Origin of the sequence: Sphingomonas oleivorans, assembly GCF_003050615.1 — a bacterium.
In the GTDB taxonomy this organism is placed as follows: domain Bacteria; phylum Pseudomonadota; class Alphaproteobacteria; order Sphingomonadales; family Sphingomonadaceae; genus Sphingomonas_H; species Sphingomonas_H oleivorans.
Map to the genome: position 1 here is coordinate 908,231 of NZ_NWBU01000004.1, position 14,520 is coordinate 922,750.

Annotated in this window: 11 protein-coding genes; 5 read left to right on the plus strand and 6 right to left on the minus strand. The window is 66.2% G+C overall.

Annotation, left to right across the window (positions count from 1 at the left end; translation table 11 throughout):
• Nucleotides 1-27: 27 nt before the first annotated feature.
• Nucleotides 28-504, minus strand: coding sequence for a Ros/MucR family transcriptional regulator (locus tag CLG96_RS04580; protein WP_107966604.1), 477 nt, complete (start codon nucleotides 502-504; stop codon nucleotides 28-30).
• 412 nt (nucleotides 505-916) lie between these two features.
• On the opposite strand from CLG96_RS04580, the gene CLG96_RS04585 reads away from it, so the two are divergent.
• Nucleotides 917-3,682 (plus strand): [protein-PII] uridylyltransferase, encoded by a 2,766-nt coding sequence (locus tag CLG96_RS04585; RefSeq protein ID WP_107966605.1) that lies wholly within the window; start codon nucleotides 917-919, stop codon nucleotides 3,680-3,682.
• A 33-nt stretch (nucleotides 3,683-3,715) separates the two neighbouring features.
• Here CLG96_RS04585 and CLG96_RS04590 read toward each other — a convergent pair whose 3' ends face one another.
• The gene (locus CLG96_RS04590; protein WP_107966606.1) at nucleotides 3,716-6,355 is read right to left on the minus strand and encodes a TonB-dependent receptor; all 2,640 of its coding nucleotides are present in this window, start codon (nucleotides 6,353-6,355) and stop codon (nucleotides 3,716-3,718) included.
• A gap of 147 nt (nucleotides 6,356-6,502) precedes the next feature.
• Between CLG96_RS04590 and CLG96_RS04595 the strand changes: the two genes are divergently transcribed.
• Nucleotides 6,503-6,889: a VOC family protein gene (locus tag CLG96_RS04595; RefSeq protein WP_107966607.1), complete on the plus strand. Its 387-nt coding sequence runs from the start codon at nucleotides 6,503-6,505 to the stop codon at nucleotides 6,887-6,889.
• A 37-nt stretch (nucleotides 6,890-6,926) separates the two neighbouring features.
• On the opposite strand, the gene purU is transcribed toward CLG96_RS04595, so the two are convergent.
• From purU to thrS, 3 genes are all read right to left on the minus strand, one after another.
• Entirely contained in the window at nucleotides 6,927-7,799 is an 873-nt protein-coding gene (purU, locus tag CLG96_RS04600; RefSeq protein ID WP_107966608.1) for a formyltetrahydrofolate deformylase, read from the minus strand.
• Nucleotides 7,799-8,308 carry a translation initiation factor IF-3 gene (gene infC, locus CLG96_RS04605; protein WP_243395606.1) on the minus strand — a complete coding sequence of 170 codons (510 nt, stop codon included), beginning with the start codon at nucleotides 8,306-8,308 and terminating at the stop codon, nucleotides 7,799-7,801. Before infC ends, purU begins: the two co-directional genes overlap by 1 nt.
• A 183-nt stretch (nucleotides 8,309-8,491) precedes the next feature.
• Nucleotides 8,492-10,498: a threonine--tRNA ligase gene (thrS, locus tag CLG96_RS04610; protein ID WP_107966848.1), complete on the minus strand. Its 2,007-nt coding sequence runs from the start codon at nucleotides 10,496-10,498 to the stop codon at nucleotides 8,492-8,494.
• A gap of 291 nt (nucleotides 10,499-10,789) precedes the next feature.
• Between thrS and nhaA the strand changes: the two genes are divergently transcribed.
• Entirely contained in the window at nucleotides 10,790-11,989 is a 1,200-nt protein-coding gene (nhaA, locus tag CLG96_RS04615; RefSeq protein WP_423828183.1) for a Na+/H+ antiporter NhaA, read from the plus strand.
• Nucleotides 11,990-11,994: 5 nt separating this feature from the next.
• On the opposite strand, the gene CLG96_RS04620 is transcribed toward nhaA, so the two are convergent.
• Complete coding sequence (locus CLG96_RS04620) at nucleotides 11,995-12,924, minus strand: LysR family transcriptional regulator (RefSeq protein ID WP_107966610.1); 930 nt, start codon at nucleotides 12,922-12,924, stop codon at nucleotides 11,995-11,997.
• Nucleotides 12,925-13,034: 110 nt separating this feature from the next.
• Here CLG96_RS04620 and CLG96_RS04625 point away from each other — a divergent pair, with 110 nt between their 5' ends.
• Together CLG96_RS04625 and CLG96_RS04630 are read left to right on the plus strand one after the other, a co-directional pair.
• Nucleotides 13,035-13,784: a 3-oxoacyl-ACP reductase family protein gene (locus tag CLG96_RS04625; RefSeq protein ID WP_107966611.1), complete on the plus strand. Its 750-nt coding sequence runs from the start codon at nucleotides 13,035-13,037 to the stop codon at nucleotides 13,782-13,784.
• A gap of 70 nt (nucleotides 13,785-13,854) precedes the next feature.
• Nucleotides 13,855-14,454, plus strand: coding sequence for an NADPH-dependent F420 reductase (locus CLG96_RS04630; RefSeq protein WP_107966612.1), 600 nt, complete (start codon nucleotides 13,855-13,857; stop codon nucleotides 14,452-14,454).
• Nucleotides 14,455-14,520: the final 66 nt, after the last annotated feature.

A 14,520-nucleotide genomic window follows, 5' to 3' on the forward strand; every position in this document is an offset into this window, starting at 1 on the left:
TCGAACGCCCCGACCTCGAACGGGCGCTCAGGCCTCGACCGGCTTGGCCCGGCGGCGACGCGCCGGCTTTACGGCCGGCGCCTCTTGCACCGGCGCCGACCCGGCCTCACGCTTGCGCCCGAGGCCGATCGCATGGGCGAGATGGCGCCGTTTCTCGGCATAGGCTGGCGCCACCATCGGATAATCGGCCGGCAGCTTCCATTTCGCGCGATATTCCTCGGGCGACATGTCGTAATTGGTGCGCAGATAGCGCTTCAGCATCGTCAGCTTCTTCCCGTCCTCCAGGCAGACGATATAATCGGGCCTGATCGAGGCACGGATCGAGACGGCGGGCGCCTGCTGTCGCGCCGGTTCCTCGACAGGCGCGCCAAGCCCACCCAATGCGCCATGTACCTTGCCGATCAGTTCAGGAAGTTCGTTCATCGCCACGCGATTATGGGCGACATGCGCCGCGACGATATCAGCAGTCAATGCAATAAGCCGATTGTCGGTTTGTTCAGCCATAGGACTCCTCGCCAAGAAAGATTAGGACGCACGCTGCCGTACATTACGCTCGACATGTTCTTCCCATTCCAAGCCCGGACCAAGCCAGACTTTGCGTTATTTATATAGTTTTTTTGATGCTGCTCGACTTATCGCCTGCATCATCCTCTATTACATATATGCATCGAAACCCTTTTTCTAGATGGGATCTCGCTTGGAATATTATGCCATCCGGCATGATGGATCATGAATATCCGCCTTATTCCGTTGGAGAATTGCATGCTGCATCACAGCAACAATCGGGAGTCTTTGCGGAAGACCGGATAAGATCGGGGATGCGACCGCTCATCGCGCCGCCGGGCATGCGATGCGGCCTCGCGAAAAGCTGCGCTCAACTCTGGCTCTTTTGCCCGCTTCAGCCTAATTCGCGCCCATGAGCACGCGCTTCGATGCCCTGCCCCAGCGCCGCGCGATCATCGATCGGCGCGCGGTCGCGGACGTGCTGGCGGCACTGCTGCCGGGCGAGGAGGATAGCGCCGCGCTGCGCGCCGCCGCCACGCCGCTCTTCAAGCAGGCGCTCGAGCAGGGCCGCGCCGAAATCGCCCGCCGGCTCGAGGCCACGCCCACCAGCGGCAGCCAGATCGCTGCCTCCTACGCCTTCCTCACCGATCAGCTATTGCGCCTGATCTTCGATTTCACCGTCGAGCGCCTCTATCCCAATTCCAATCCGACCGCGGCCGAGCGGCTCACGCTGCTCGCGGTCGGCGGCTATGGGCGAGGCGAGATGGCGCTCCATTCCGATGTCGACATCGCCTTCCTCACCCCCTGGAAACAGACCGGCTGGGCCGAGCAGGTGATCGAATCGATGCTCTACATATTGTGGGATCTGGGGCTGAAGCTGGGCCAGTCCAGCCGCTCGATCGACGATATGGTCCGCATGGCCAAATCGGATCTCACCATCCGCACGGCGCTGCTCGAGGCGCGCTTCGTTTGGGGCGACGAGGCGCTCTATGACGAAGCGTCACGCCGCTTCGACCGCAATGTGATGGCCGGCACGACGCGCAGCTTCGTCGCCGAGAAGCTCGCCGAGCGCAATGCGCGGCATGAGCGGATGGGGGACAGCCGCTATGTCGTGGAACCCAATTTGAAGGAGGGCAAGGGCGGCCTGCGCGATCTCCACACGCTCTTTTGGATCGGCAAATATGCCTATCAGGTCCGCTCCGTGCCCGAGCTGGTCGACAAGGGCCTGCTCACCCGCGACGAGCTGCGCCGCTTCCGGCGCGCGGAAAATTTCCTATGGGCGGTGCGCTGCCACCTCCACATCCTCGCCCGCCGGGCCGAGGATCGGCTGACCTTCGACGTCCAGTCCGAAATCGCCCGCCGGATGCATTATGCCGATCGGCCGGGCCGCTCCGCGGTCGAGCGCTTCATGCATCATTATTTCCTCACCGCGAAGCAGGTGGGGGATCTCACCGGCCTGTTCCTGGCGCATCTGGACGAGCAGTTCGCCGCGCGCGGGCGGCGCTTCGGCCTAGTCGGGGTCCGTCGCCGCAAGCCCCGGCAGCTCGAAGGCTTCGTGCTCGATCGCGGCCGGCTCGCCGCCCCGACGGACGAATTCTTCAACGAGGATCCCGTCCGCCTGCTCAAGCTGTTCGCGCTGGCGGATCGCCACGGCCTGGAAGTCCATCCGCTCACCATGCGCCAGGCAGGGCGCGACGCGCGGCTGATCGATCATGGCGTGCGTTCCGATCCGCGCGCCAACGCGCTGTTCATGGATGTGCTGACGAGCCCGCGCGATCCCGAAACGGTGCTGCGCTGGATGAACGAGGCCGGCGTGTTCGGCCGCTTCGTCCCCGATTTCGGTCGTGTCGTGGCGCAGATGCAGTTCGACATGTATCATCATTATACGGTCGACGAACATTCGATCCGGGCGCTCGGCCTGCTCTCTCGCATCGAACAGGGGAAGCTGGCGCAGGATCTGCCGATGCCGACCGCGGTGATGCGGCAGATCGTCTCGCGCCGCGTGCTCTATGTCGCGGTGCTGCTGCACGACATCGCCAAGGGGCGCGGCGGCGATCACAGCATATTGGGCGCGGAGGTGGCGGAACGGCTCTGCCCCCGCTTCGGCCTGACCGCGGCCGAGACGGAAACCGTCGCCTGGCTGGTGCGCTACCATCTGCTGATGTCCGCCACCGCCTTCAAGCGCGACCTTGCGGACTTCAAGACGATCCTCGACTTCGCGGAGATCGTGCAGTCGCCCGAGCGGCTCCGCCTGCTCCTCCTGCTCACCGTAGTGGATATCAGCGCGGTCGGCCCGGGCATATGGAATGGCTGGAAGCGCCAGCTATTGGGCGATCTCTATGACGCGGCCGAGGAAGTGCTCGGCCCGGGCCACAAGCAAAGGTGCCGCAGCGAACGGATCGCGCTCAAGCGGACCCAGCTCATGCAGGAGTTGGGCTGGCCCGAGGCGCAGTTCGAAACCTTCGCCAATCGCCTGCCCGAATCCTATTGGGTGGCCGAAAGCACCGACATAATGGAGCGCAATGCGCGCCTGATCGCTGCCGCGGATGCCGCCGAGAAGCGGCTGTCGATCGCCTCCCAGGCCGATCCGGATCGCGGCGCCACGCTGGTGACGGTCTATACGAGCGACCATCCCGGCCTCTTCTATCGCATCGCCGGCGCGATCCACCTCGCCGGCGGCAACATCATCGATGCGCGGATCCACACCACGCGCGATGGCATGGCGCTCGACAATCTGCTCGTGCAGGATCCGTTCGGCCGACCGTTCGACGATTATGACCGGCTGGCGCGGCTGAAACAGGGTATCGAGGATGCTCTGGCCAATCGCAGCAAGCTGGCCGACCGGCTCGCCGCCAAGCCGTCCGCCCGCACCCGGGCGGAGGCTTTCCCGATCGAGCCCAACATCCTCATCGATAACAAGGCGTCGAACCGCTATACGGTGGTCGAGGTCCATGCCCGCGACCGGCCGGCGCTGCTCCACGCGCTCGCCCATGCGCTCTTCCAGGCGAAGGTGACGATCTATTCGGCGCATATCGCCACTTATGGCGAGCGCGCGGTCGACGTCTTCTATCTGACCGATCTGATCGGCGACAAGATCGTGAGCCAAAGCCGGCTGAGGACGCTCGAACGGCTCCTCCTCGAAGCCGCCGAGGGCAAGATCGCCAAGCGCGCGGCCTGAGCCCTCCCCCCAGCCGGAAGGAGGGCTCCCGCCTCAGAAGCGCGTGCGCGCCGTCACGCCATAGGTGCGCGGCTCAGCCAGGAAGGCGCCGTAAAGCTGCGTCCCCGTCGCCTGATAGCCTTGGGCCACGCCGCGCGCCGTATTGAACGCGCCCCCCGGCTGCACCGGCGCGTCGAACGCCACCTGCTTGTAGAGCGTGTCGAACAGGTTGTTCGCCCAGAATTCGAGGCTCCACCCGGCATCCGCATGCCGCACGCCAATGCGCGCATTGACCGTCGCGACGCCCTGCTGCTCCTTCTCCAGGTCGAGATCCGATCCGGTATTGATCCGGCTCTGATAGCGCATATCGGCATAGAGCAGGCCGGAAAGCCCGCCGCTGCCGATCGGCGGCGTCCAGCCGAACGATCCCGTCACCGTATGGAGCGGCGCGTTGGACAGGCCCCGCCCGGGGAGCTGGAACAGCGCGGCGCCGATCGCACGCCCGCCCACGCCCGCCAGATCCTTGGCATAGCGCGTGTCGGCCAGCGTATAGCCGATATTCACCGACAGGTCGGGCGCCGGCCGCAAATAGGCCTCCACCTCCACGCCGCGCGAGGTCACGCCCGGCTTCTTTTCTCCCACGCACGCGCTGTTGCCGCCGATATTGTCGCTGTCCGATCCCGGACCGCCCGCCAGCGCGCCGCAGCCCTCGATATTCTCGACGATGAAATTGGCGCCGGAGAAGATGTTGAGCTGGAAGTCGTCGAACCGCTGGTAGAAGGCCGCGACATTCAGGTCGAAGCGCCGCCCGTTGAACTTGGCGCCGATCTCGAGCGCATCCACCTTCTCGGCGGCGAAGCGCAGCGACCGGGCGGAGGGCGCCGCCGGAGTGAGCGCCGCGCGATCGAGGTTGAAGCCCCCCGCCTTATAGCCGCGCGCATAGCTCGCATAAGTGAGCAACCGCTCCACCGGCCGATAGGAGAGGATCGCGGTGCCCGTCAGCTCATCCTCGCCCCGCCGGTCGGCGAGCGTCGCGGAAGTGATCGGCGCCACGACGCAGCCGAGCGAGATGATCGTCCCCGCCGCCGTGCGGATCGCGGCCGGCTGCGCCGGATCGTCGCGCAGCGCGGCGAGCTGCGCCGCATTGGTGGCGCAGGTGGAGGCCGCGGCCGGGCTGCCGTTCAGCGATGCGGAAAGCCTCTTGCGCTCATTGGTGTAGCGCAGGCCGAGCGTCAGGTTCAGCCGGTCGGTCAAGGTCACGACATTATGCGTGAACAGCGCCCAGTTGCGGCTGCGCTGGACATAGCGGTCCGATCCCGCCCCCGCCGACGTGATTCCCGCCAGCCGGTCGAGCCCGGCGAGCAGGGTCGCGCCCGAAGCCGAGGAGGCGAGCGACGCACGCGTCGCGGGCGAGAGACAGCCGGGCGATGCGGGGCTGAGCCCCCCCAGCCCATTCGCGGTCAGGCAGGCGGTATAGCGGCCATAGTCCGCGCCATATTGGAGATTGTCGGCATAGTTCAGCCGCTCATCGGCGAAATAGCCGCCGACCAGCCAGTCGACCGGCCCCGCCTCGCCCTGCATCCGCACTTCCTGGCTGAAGGTGTGGAAGCGCACGCCCGCCGATCCGTCGTCGGGCCGGGCGAGAATGTCGAGCCCGGTGAAGTCGCCATCCTGGCCGCGCAGCCAGCGCCAGTCGCGCCAGGCGCTGATCGAGGTCAGCGTCGCATCCCCAAGATCATAATCGACCTGCCCCGAAATGCCCCGGTCGCGCACGTCGGAACGGAAGCTCCGCCCGGGCGTCACCGCCGCGCGACGGCTATCGGGGTCCTCCACGACGATCCCGCCAAGCTGCCGTTCCAGCGCGGCGATGCTCGACGGGCTGACGGCAAGCGTCCCATCCGCATTGCGCCTTATGTTGCGCGTCGGCTGATAGGGCGCGGCGCAACATTCCTCATCGCGCTCGGCATAATCGGCGATGATCCGCGCCGTCAGCGGCCCGCCCTGATCGAACAGCAATTGCCCGCGCAGCAGCCAGCGGTCGCGATCATTGATGTCGCGCCCCGAAACGACGTCGCGGACGAAGCCGTCGCGCTTCACATAGGTGCCATCGATCCGATAGGCGACGCCCGTTACGAGCGGCCCCGTCAGGCCGAGCTGGAAGCGGCGATAATCATAATTGCCATAGCTCGCCTCGGCTGTCCCTTCTTCCTCGAACTTGGGCCGGGCGGTGATGACCTGGATCAGGCCGGCGGACGCGTTGCGGCCGAACAGCGTGCCCTGCGGCCCGCGCGCCACCTCGATCCGCTCGACCGCGCCGAGCTCGGTCAGCGCCACGCCGCTGCGCGCGCGATAGACGCCGTCGACGAAGGTCGCGACCGAGCTTTCGAGGCCGGCATTGTCGCCCACCGTACCGATGCCGCGAATGCGCGCCGCGCCGCCCGCCGCCTCGGTCGAGCTGGACGAGAGCAGCAGCGACGGTGAAAGCTGGACAAGCCCGCGCGTGTCGCTCGCGCCTGACAATTGCAGCGCCTCGCCCGAAACGGCGGAGACGGCCAGCGGCACCGACGACAGCGCCTCGCTGCGCTTGGTGGCGGTCACGATGATCTCACCCTGCCCTGTGGCTTCGGGGGTCTGGGACTGCGCCAGGACGGGTACCGCAATCAGCGACAAGGCCGCCGGCGAAAACCGGATCATTTTCAATGAAATTCCCCCTGATTACGAAATTATATGTCTCATTCTTCAGCGGCGGCGCCCCTAGACGCCTGCCGATGAGCTTGCCAAGCGAAATGAGTTGAGCCGTTATTCGGGTCGCAAGCGGAATGATCGGCAAGGGAGCGAGCGATGGGCATTACGGGAATCGGCGGGCTGTTCTTCCGGGCGGCGGATCCGGACGCGCTATCGCTTTGGTATCGCACGCATCTTGGGATCAGCGCCGGCTGCAATACCGAGGGTGAGGGCGATCCCGAGGACTGGTGGTGGCGCACCGCCGCAGGCCCCACCGTCTTCGCTCCCTTCCGCGCCACGACCGATTATTTTCCGGCCGACCGGCAATGGATGGTCAATCTGCGTGTGGACGGGCTCGATGCGCTGCTCGATCGCCTGCGTGCTGCGGGGATCGAGATCGTCACCAAGGCCGAATGGGATTCGCTCGAAACCGGCCGCTTCGCCCGCATCCACGATCCCGAGGGCAATCCGATCGAATTATGGGAGCCACCTGCGGGCCTCTGATCGATCCCTCGCCCTGGCAAAGCAGGGATGACGGATTTTAGCGAAACACCACCGTCCGCATGCCGTTGAGCAGCACCCGCCGCTCGGCATGCCAGCTCACGGCGCGGGCGAGCACGATCGATTCGATGTCGCGTCCGGCGGCCACCATCTGCTCGGCGGTGGTGGCATGGCTGATCCGCGTCACCTCCTGCTCGATGATCGGCCCCTCGTCGAGATCGGCGGTGACATAATGGGCGGTCGCCCCGATCAACTTCACGCCGCGCGCATGCGCCTGATGATAGGGCTTGGCGCCCTTGAAGCTGGGCAGGAAGCTGTGATGGATATTGATGATCCGTCCGGCGAGCCGGGTGGAAAGCTCATCCGACAGCACCTGCATATAGCGCGCGAGCACCACCAGCTCCGCCTCTTCCGCCTCGTACAGCGCCATCAGCGCCGCCTCGGCCTCGGCCTTGGTCTCGCGCGTCACCGGGATGTGGTGGAAGGGGATGCCTGCGGTCGCGGCGACGCCCTCGAAATCGCGATGGTTGGAAACGATCGCAACGATATCGAGCGGTAGGCTGTCCGTCGCATGGCGGAAAAGCAGGTCGTTCAGGCAATGGCCGAAGCGCGACACCATCAATATGGTGCGCACCTTCTCGGCTGCGTCGTCGATCCGCCAGTCCATGCCGTAACGGCGCGCGATCGCCGCGAATCCGCCGCGCAGCGTGGGCAGGTCCACCCCGCCTTCGCTCGCCACGACGACACGCATGAAGAAACGACCGCTCTCCAGATCGTCATATTGCGCGGATTCGAGGATGTTGCAGTCCTGGCTCGCCAGATATCCCGCGACCGCGGCGACGATGCCGCGCTCGTCGGGACAGCCGAGCGTCAGTATGTAGCGGGCCCCATCCCCCGGAAGAGCCTCAGCCATTATTTGGGTGCGAGCACCATCAGCATCTGGCGACCTTCCATGCGCGGATGCTGCTCCACCTTCGCCACCTCGGCGATATCGGCCTGAACGCGCTGGAGCACCTGCATGCCGAGCTGACCATGGGCGAGCTCGCGGCCGCGGAAGCGCAGCGTGATCTTCACCTTGTCGCCTTCCTCGATGAACTCATGCACCTTCTTCATCTTGGTGTCATAGTCATGGTCATCGATGTTCGGACGCATCTTGATCTCCTTGATCTCCTGCGTCTTCTGGCTCTTGCGGGCGAGATTCGCCTTCTTCTGCGATTCGTACTTGAACTTGCCGACATCGAGGAACTTGGCGACGGGCGGGTCGGCATTGGGCGAGACCTCGACCAGATCCAGGCCGACCTCAGCCGCCTGCTCCATCGCCTCGCGCGTGTACATTACGCCCAGATTCTCCCCGTTTTCATCGATCACCCGAACCTTGGGCGACTGGATGAATTCATTGTAGCGGGGGCCGTTGAGGGGCATCGGCGGCTGCCCGAGGGGGCGGCGCATCATAGGCGGACGTATAGCAGTTTCTCCTGTCGAAAATTCCTTCGAGAGCGCGCGATATAAGGCGTCCCGGGATCTTTTGAAAGATGTCGGAAAGCCACTCCCCAAATGTCGTTCCGACCGATGCCGGAACGACATTTCCCGGCTTGTTCCGGGGACTTAGGCCAAATCAGGCACCAGATCGGGCGGCGTCGCTTCCCGCGTCAGCAACGCGATCGCCTCGTCCACGGACAATATCTGCTGCCCCTGATCGCCCAGGCGACGGAGGGCGACCGTGCCTTCCTCCGCCTCGCGCCGGCCCACCACCAGCAGCGCCGGCACCTTGGCCAGGCTGTGCTCGCGCACCTTATAGTTGATCTTCTCGTTGCGCACGTCCGCCTCGACGCGCAGCCCGGCCGCGCGCAGCTTCGCCGCCACCTCCTGCGCATAGCCGTCCGCTTCGGAGACGATCGTCGCCACCACTGCCTGCACCGGCGTCAGCCACATCGGGAAGCGGCCGGCATGATGCTCGATCAAAATACCCAGGAAGCGCTCGAACGTGCCCAATATCGCGCGGTGGAGCATCACCGGGCGGCGGCGCGTGCCGTCCTCGGCGACATAGCTCGCGTCCAGCCGCTCGGGCAGCACATAATCGAGCTGCAGCGTGCCGCACTGCCAGGTCCGCCCGATCGCATCGGTCAGGTGGAATTCCAGCTTGGGCGAATAGAAGGCGCCCTCGCCCGGCAACTCCTCCCAGCCATATTCCGGCCCGGCACGGCCCGCCAGACGCACCGCGTCGCGCAGATCCTGCTCGGCTTGGTCCCACATCTCGTCGGAGCCGAAGCGCTTCTCCGGGCGCAGCGCCAGCTTGATCGAATATTGCTCGAATCCGAGGTCGCGATAGATCGAATCGAGCAGATCGCAGAAACGCCGCGTCTCCTCCACGATCTGGTCCTCGCGGCAAAAAATATGGGCGTCGTCCTGCGTGAACTGCCGCACGCGCATGATGCCGTGCAACGCTCCATGCGCCTCGTTCCGGTGACAGCAGCCGAACTCGGCGAGCCGCATCGGCAGATCGCGGTACGACCGGATGCCCTGCCGGAACAGCTGCACATGCGCCGGACAGTTCATGGGCTTCAATGCCATCAGGTCCGCGTCGCCCGACAGGACCGGCCGGTCCTCCTCGGTGCTCGGCACCTCGTCGGGCACGACGAACATATTCTCGCGATATTTGCCCCAATGGCCCGACGCTTCCCACAGCTTCGCATCCATGAGCTGCGGCGTCTTCACCTCCTGATAGCCACCCGCATCCAGCTTGCGCCGCATATAGGCTTCCAGCTGGCGCCAGATGATCCAGCCCTTGGGATGCCAGAAGACGGAGCCCTGCGCTTCCTGCTGCAGGTGGAACAGGTCCATCTCGGCGGCGATCCGGCGATGGTCGCGCTTGGCCGCTTCCTCCAGCCGCGTCAGATGCGCCTCGAGCTGCTTCTTGTTGAGCCAGCCCGTGCCATAGATGCGCGAAAGCATCGCATTCTTCTGGTCGCCGCGCCAATAAGCGCCCGAAACGCGCGTCAGCTTGAACGCGTCGGCGGCGAGCTTGCCCGTGGAGGCGAGATGCGGCCCCCGGCACATGTCGAGCCAGTCCTCGCCCGAACGATAGACGGTCAGCTCCTCGCCTTCGGGCAGCTCGCCCGCCCATTCCGCCTTGAACGTCTCGCCCTTCTCGCGGAACCAGGCGATCAGCCGTTCGCGCGTCCAAACCTCGCGAACGAGCGGTTTGTCGGCAGCGATGATGCGCCGCATCTCCGCCTCGATCGCGGGCAGATCCTCGTCGGTGAAGGCGCGATCCTTGGGCGCGAAATCATAATAGAAGCCGTCCTCGGTCGCCGGACCGAAGGTGATCTGCGTACCCGGGAACAGAGTCTGCACCGCTTCGGCCAGCACATGGGCATAATCATGCCGCGCCAGTTCCAGCGCATCCGCCTCGTCCTTCGCGGTCACGAGCGCGAGGCTGGCATCGCCTTCCAGTGGGCGGTTTATGTCGCGCAGCTCGCCATCGACGCGCGCCGCCAGCGCCGCCTTGGCGAGGCCCGGCCCGATCGCCGCCGCGATCTCGCCCGGCGTGGTGCCGGCCGCAACGGAGCGGACGGAGCCATCGGGAAGCGTGATCGTGAGAAGCTCGGACATGGGGTTCGCAATCATTCCATCTGGAGGGGAAATCGTGCGCGCTTATGCCCGCGATGCGCCCGCCGGGGCAACCGCCTAAAAGTCCGTCGCGCGCGTCAGCGCCACGCGCAGGCCGATGTCGAGCCGCGACACGCCCGACAGCGCGCGTCCCCCCGGCACCCGCTTCCCCCGATTCAGATCGGGCCCGCAAGGGGCCGGCGTGCAGGAAAGCGGCAGAACAAAAAGGATTTCGCACAGTTCCATCGGCGGAATTGGCTCGATAGGGTCCGGCCATCATCAGGGGATAGCAATATGGCAGTTCTCGATCGCATGCCCCGCCGGGCCGTTCCGTCGGCGCTCCGCAAATTTCTGCGGGGCGAGGCGACGGGCGGCATCCTGCTGATGGCGGCGGCGGCGCTGGCGATGATCGTGGCGAACGGCCCGCTCGCCACGGCCTATTTCGCCACGCTCCACGCCTATCTCGGCCCGCTGTCGGTGCAGCATTGGATCAATGACGGGCTGATGGCGCTGTTCTTCCTGGTGGTCGGGCTGGAAATAAAGCGCGAATTTCTCGACGGCCATCTATCGAGCTGGGCGGACCGGAGCCTGCCTATGATCGCGGCAGCGGGCGGGATGGCGCTCCCCGCCTTTGTCTATCTCATAGTGGCGGGGGGCGAACCGGGCCTGGTACGCGGCTGGGCGATCCCCGCCGCGACGGACATCGCCTTCGCGATCGGCGTGCTCACCCTGTTGGGCCCGCGCGCGCCCACTTCGCTCAAGCTGTTCCTCGCCACCGTCGCCATCGTCGACGATATGGGCGCCGTCGCGATCATCGCGCTCGCCTATACGGCGAAGATCAATCTCGTCGCGCTGGCCGCAGCGGGCGGCATATTGCTCGTCATGTACGCGCTCAACCGCGCGCGCATCTTCGCGCTCTGGCCCTATCTGCTGCTTGCCGCCGCACTGTGGCTGGCCGTGCTGCTGTCGGGCGTCCATGCCACCATCGCCGGCGTGCTGGCGGCGCTTGCCGTGCCGCTGCGCAAGACCCCGGCCGCGCCGGATGCGGCGGATTCGCCGCTCCACCGGCTGGAGCATAAGCTGCATCCGCTGGTCGCCTTCCTGATCGTGCCCTTGTTCGGCTTTGCCAATGCCGGCGTGACGCTGGACGGCGTCGGCCCCGCCGATCTGCTCGATCCCCTCCCCCTCGGCATCATGCTCGGCCTGTTTCTGGGCAAGCAGCTCGGCATATTCGCCAGCCTGCGCCTCGCGGTCGCGCTTCGCCTGGGCGTGCGGCCGGCAGGCGCGAGCTGGCTGCAGGTCTATGGCGTGGCGCTGCTGTGCGGCATCGGCTTCACCATGAGCCTGTTCATCGGCGGCCTCGCCTTCGCCGACCCGAAGCTGGTGGACGAGGTCAAGATCGGCGTGCTCGCCGGCTCGATCCTGTCGGCGCTTACAGGCTTCCTCCTGCTGCGGATCGCGCCCCTCCGGGAGCCTTGCCGCCCGGAATCCTGAAGGATCTAGCCCAGGCTGCCCGCGAAACGCTCGGCGAGGCGCTCGCGGCGGAACGTCTCGGCGACGAAGTCGACGAACACGCGCGTCTTGGACGGCAGCAAGGTCCGGCTCGCATAATAAAGCGAGATCGGCCCGGCATCGGCATACCAGTGCGGAACGAGGCGCATGAGCGCGCCGCTTTCCAGATACGGCAGCGCATCGGGCACGGCGATCAGCGTAACACCGAGGCCAAGCAGCGCTGCGCGGCACATCGCCGCCGGATCGTTGAGCACGATCGTCTCGGGCAAGGTCGCGGCCATCTCCTCCCCGGCGGCGTTGCGCATCGTCCAATGGCGCACCCGGCCGGTTCGCGCCGATCGCATGACGATCCCGTCGAGCGCGGCGAGGCCCACCGGGTCGATCGGCATCCTGCGCCCTTGCAGATAGGCAGGCGAGGCGACCGCGATGATATGCGCCGGCGCCAGCGCGCGCGACACCACGCCCGGCGCCAGATCGAATCCACCCCCGATCGCGGCATCGAAGCCTTCGGCGATCAGATCCACCTGCCGGTTGTCGAGCTGCCAGTCGGCGCGGATGCCAGGATAGCGAGCGAGGAAGGCCGGCAGCAGCGGCAGGATATAATCAAGCCCGAACATCAGGCTCATGCTCACCTTCAGCACGCCCGCCGGCTCGCCCCGGTCGGTCGCAGCCCCCGCGATCGCGGCCTGCAGCCCTTCCAGATTGCCCCGGATCGCGTGGAGGAAGCGCTCGCCCGCCTCGGTCAGCATCAGCTTGCGCGTGCTGCGCTGGAACAGCCGCGTGCCCAGATTGCGTTCCAGCATCGCCACATTGCGGCTCACCGCCGCCGGGGTCAGCGCCAGCCGCCGCGCCGCAGCCGAAAAGCTCCCCGCCTCCGCGCTGCGGACGAAGGATTCGAGGTTGGCAAGCGTTTCCATAGGCAGACTTTCAATTAATGCTTGCAGATAATTCCATTCATTACCGGCTAATCATGAACCAATGACTGGGCGATATCCCCTCCGTCAACCCCGAACGGAGTGCCCTTCCAATGTCCAATAACTCGCCCCTCACCGGTAAGACCGCCCTCGTCACCGGCGGCTCGCGCTCGATCGGCGCGGCCATCGCCAAGCGCCTCGCCGCGGACGGCGCCGCCGTCGCGATCACCTATAATGGCTCGCCCGATAAGGCCGGCGAAGTCGTCGCCGCGATCGAGGCGGCGGGCGGCCGCGCGCTCGCCATCCAGGCGGATGCCGGCAATGCGGATGCGGTCCGCGCCGCCGTCGGCCAGACGGTCGCGCAGCTTGGCGGCATCGACATCCTCGTCAACAATGCCGGCATCGCCATCAACGGCCCGGTTGAAGAGATCGCCTTCGCCGATTATGAACGGATGATCGCGGTCAACGTGACCGGCGTCTTCGTCGCCACCCAAGAAGCGGTGCGCAACATGAAGGCGGGCGGCCGCATCATCCATATCGGCAGCTCGATGGCGCGCTATGCCGCCTTCCCGACCGCTTCGGTCTACACGCTCACCAAGGGCGCGGTGGCCGGCTTCAACCGCAGCCTGGCGCGCGATCTCGGCCCCAAGGGCATCACGGTCAACACCGTGCTCCCCGGACCGACCAACACCGACATGAACCCCAAGGACGGCCCCGTCGCCGCGATCGTCGGCCCCGGCATGGCGATCGGCCGCTATGGCGAGCCGGAAGAGATCGCCGCGGCCGTCGCCTTCCTCGCCAGCCCCGATGCCGCCTTCATCACCGGCGCCGAGCTGATGGCCGACGGCGGCTTCACCGCCTGACGCCTCGCTCCCCTCCCCCTCTCCCCCCTGCGGGGAGGGGAGCCCCCCATAGCCTTCAAGGAATCCCGTCATGACCATCGGTATCATCGGATCGGGCGCCATCGGCTCGGCCATCGCCCATGCCCTCACCCGCGCCGATCAGGAAATCGCCATCGCCAACAGCCGCGGTCCGGAAACGCTTTCCGAGCTCGCCGCGAAGCTCGGGCCCAAAGCCAGTGCCGCGACCGTGGCGGAAGCGGCAGCGCAGGACATCGTCTTCGTCGCGGTCAACTGGTCGAAGATTCCCGCCGCGCTCGCCGGACTGGGGCCTTGGAACGGCCGGATCCTGATCGACGCCAATAATCCGATCGAAGCGCCGCTCTTCCGGCCCATCGATCTGAATGGCCGCGCATCGAGCGAGGTCTTCGCCGATCTCGTCCCCGGCGCGCGCGTGGTGAAGGCGTTCAACCATCTCCAGCCGCATCTGCTCTCGAGCGACCCCAAGGCCGAAGGCGGCCGCCGCGTCCTCTTCTATTCGGGCGACGATGCGGGGGCCAAGGCGGAGGTCGACGCGCTGATCGACCGGCTCGGCTTCTTCGGCATCGATCTCGGCAGCCTCGCCATCGGTGGGCGGCTCGTCCAGTTCCCCGGCGGCCCGCTCCCCGCGCTCAATCTCGTCAGATTCGGCTGATCCCCCGGCCGATGCGGGGCGCCCTTCCCCAGGCGCCCCGCTTTTCCCTCATCGGAGAATCCCGCC

Bases quoted from the DNA above. Each gene is read 5' to 3' on its own strand.
- CLG96_RS04580 (WP_107966604.1), bottom strand. From the start codon at position 504: ATGGCTGAACAAACCGACAATCGGCTTATTGCATTGACTGCTGATATC.
- CLG96_RS04585 (WP_107966605.1), top strand. From the start codon at position 917: ATGAGCACGCGCTTCGATGCCCTGCCCCAGCGCCGCGCGATCATCGAT.
- CLG96_RS04590 (WP_107966606.1), bottom strand. From the start codon at position 6,355: ATGATCCGGTTTTCGCCGGCGGCCTTGTCGCTGATTGCGGTACCCGTC.
- CLG96_RS04595 (WP_107966607.1), top strand. From the start codon at position 6,503: ATGGGCATTACGGGAATCGGCGGGCTGTTCTTCCGGGCGGCGGATCCG.
- purU (WP_107966608.1), bottom strand. From the start codon at position 7,799: ATGGCTGAGGCTCTTCCGGGGGATGGGGCCCGCTACATACTGACGCTC.
- infC (WP_243395606.1), bottom strand. From the start codon at position 8,308: ATGCCCCTCAACGGCCCCCGCTACAATGAATTCATCCAGTCGCCCAAG.
- thrS (WP_107966848.1), bottom strand. From the start codon at position 10,498: ATGTCCGAGCTTCTCACGATCACGCTTCCCGATGGCTCCGTCCGCTCC.
- nhaA (WP_423828183.1), top strand. From the start codon at position 10,790: ATGGCAGTTCTCGATCGCATGCCCCGCCGGGCCGTTCCGTCGGCGCTC.
- CLG96_RS04620 (WP_107966610.1), bottom strand. From the start codon at position 12,924: ATGGAAACGCTTGCCAACCTCGAATCCTTCGTCCGCAGCGCGGAGGCG.
- CLG96_RS04625 (WP_107966611.1), top strand. From the start codon at position 13,035: ATGTCCAATAACTCGCCCCTCACCGGTAAGACCGCCCTCGTCACCGGC.
- CLG96_RS04630 (WP_107966612.1), top strand. From the start codon at position 13,855: ATGACCATCGGTATCATCGGATCGGGCGCCATCGGCTCGGCCATCGCC.